Origin of the sequence: Herbaspirillum sp. B65, assembly GCF_000333555.1 — a bacterium.
Classification (GTDB): domain Bacteria; phylum Pseudomonadota; class Gammaproteobacteria; order Burkholderiales; family Burkholderiaceae_D; genus Herbaspirillum; species Herbaspirillum rubrisubalbicans.
Window position 1 is genome coordinate 1 of the sequence record NZ_BADI01000401.1, and the last position, 2536, is coordinate 2536.

Below are 2536 nucleotides of genomic sequence, written 5' to 3' on the forward strand. Positions count from 1 at the left end.
AACACCGTGGCTGCACCCACATTGCTAATGGCTGCGTTCGTCGTCGTGTCGTACACTTTATCTGATGCCGTCACGTTCGCCACCGTCACATTGGCCTTCGCAATGTTGGCCGTCATGTTCTGTTGCGTCGTCCCAGACAACGTGTAGTTTGTCGTATCCGACAACGCCACATTCAGGTTCACAAGCTTGTTATTACCTGCCGATGCATTCGCAAACGTTCCATTGGCCGTGTAGTTGCTGAACGCCGTCGCACTCGCCAACGTTCCATTCGCGGCCGACGCATTACCCAACTGCACCGTCACGTTCCCATTCGACAGTGCCGCATTGGTCGTCGTGTCGTACACCTTATCCGACGCCGTCACGTTCGCCACCGTCACATTCGCCTTCGCGATGTTGGCTGTCGTCTTGTTCTGACTTGACGTACTCACCGTGTAGTTCGTCGTATCGCCCAACGCCACGTTCACGTTCACCGTCTGGCTACCCGCCGCAGCGTTCGCATACGAGCCATTGACCGTGTAATTGCTGTAGCCCGTCGCCGACGCCAACGTACCATTCGCTGCGCTGGCGTTACCCAGCAACACCGTGGCTGCACCCACATTGCTAATAGCCGCGTTCGTCGTCGTGTCGTACACCTTATCCGAGGCCGTCACGTTCGCTACCGTCACATTGGCCTTCGCAATAGTGGCCGTCGTCTGGTTCTTACTTGACGTGCTCAATGCGTAGTTCGTCGTGTCTGCCAACGCTACGTTCACGTTCACCGTCTGGCTACCTGCTGCTGCGTTCGCATACGAGCCATTGACCGTGTAATTGCTGTAGCCCGTCGCCGACGCCAACGTACCATTCGCCGCACTGGCGTTACCCAGCAACACCGTGGCTGCACCCACATTGCTGATGGCCGCGTTCGTCGTCGTGTCGTACACCTTGTCCGAGGCCGTCACGTTCGCTACCGTCACATTGGCCTTTGCAATATTGGCCGTCATGTTCTGTTGCGTCGTCCCAGACAACGTGTAGTTCGTCGTATCTGCCAACGCCACGTTCAGGCTCACAAGCTTGTTGCTACCTGCCGATGCATTCGCAAACGTCCCATTGGCCGTGTAGTTACTAAACGTCGTCGCATTGGCGAGGCTGCCATTGGCCGCACTAGCCTTACCCAACTGCACCGTCACGTTCCCATTCGACAGTGCTGCGTTCGTCGTCGTGTCGTACACCTTATCCGACGCCGTCACGTTCGCTACCGTTACATTGGCCTTCGCGATGTTGGCTGTCGTCTTGTTCTGACTTGACGTGCTCAATGCGTAGTTCGTCGTGTCTGCCAACGCCACGTTCACGTTCACCATCTGGCTACCTGCCGCTGCGTTCGCATACGAGCCATTGACCGTGTAATTGCTATAGCCCGTCGCCGACGCCAACGTGCCATTCGCCTCGCTGGCGTTACCCAGCAACACCGTCGCTGCACCCACATTGCTGATGGCCGCGTTCGTCGTCGTGTCGTACACCTTATCCGATGCCGTCACGTTCGCTACCGTCACATTGGCCTTGGCAATCGTCGCCGTCGTCTGGTTCTGACTTGACGTGCTCAATGCGTAGTTCGTCGTGTCTGCCAACGCCACGTTCACGCTTACCGTCTGGCTACCTGCGGCTGCGTTCGCGTACGAACCATTGACCGTGTAGTTGCTGTAGCCCGTGGCCGAGGCCAACGTGCCATTGGCTGCAGAAGCGTTACCCAATAGAACGGTCGCCGCACCCACGTTACTGATCGCTGCGTTTGTCGTCGTGTCGTACACCTTATCCGACGCCGTCACGTTCGCTACCGTCACATTGGCCTTCGCAATGTTGGCCGTCATGTTCTGTTGCGTCGTCCCAGACAACGTGTAGTTCGTCGTATCTGCCAACGCCACATTCAGGCTCACAAGCTTATTACTACCAGCCGATGCATTCGCAAACGTCCCATTGGCCGTGTAGTTACTAAACGCCATCGCATTGGCGAGGCTGCCATTGGCCGCACTAGCATTACCCAACTGCACCGTCACGTTCCCATTCGACAGTGCTGCGTTCGTCGTCGTGTCGTACACCTTGTCCGACGCCGTCACGTTCGCTACCGTTACATTGGCCTTCGCGATGTTAGCCGTCGTCTTGTTCTGACTTGACGTGCTCAATGCGTAGTTCGTCGTGTCTGCCAACGCCACGTTCACATTCACCATCTGGCTACCTGCGGCTGCGTTCGCGTACGAACCATTGACCGTGTAGTTACTGTAGCCCGTCGCCGACGCCAACGTGCCATTCGCCGCGCTGGCATTACCCAGCAACACCGTGGCTGCCCCCACATTGCTGATGGCTGCGTTCGTCGTCGTGTCGTACACCTTGTCCGACGCCGTCACGTTCGCTACCGTTACATTGGCCTTCGCAATGTTGGCCGTCATGTTCTGTTGCGTCGTCCCAGACAACGTGTAGTTCGTCGTATCTGCCAACGCCACGTTCAGGCTCACAAGCTTGTTGCTACCTGCCGAGCATTCGCAAACGTCCCATGGCCGGTAGT

General features: G+C 57.2%; 1 protein-coding gene. It reads right to left on the minus strand.

Annotated features, from left to right (window positions below):
• The coding region (locus tag I5W_RS09740) for a beta strand repeat-containing protein (RefSeq protein ID WP_044529068.1) at positions 1 to 2486 on the minus strand (2486 nt) is incomplete at its 3' end.
• Between the last annotated feature and the right edge of the window lie 50 nt (positions 2487 to 2536).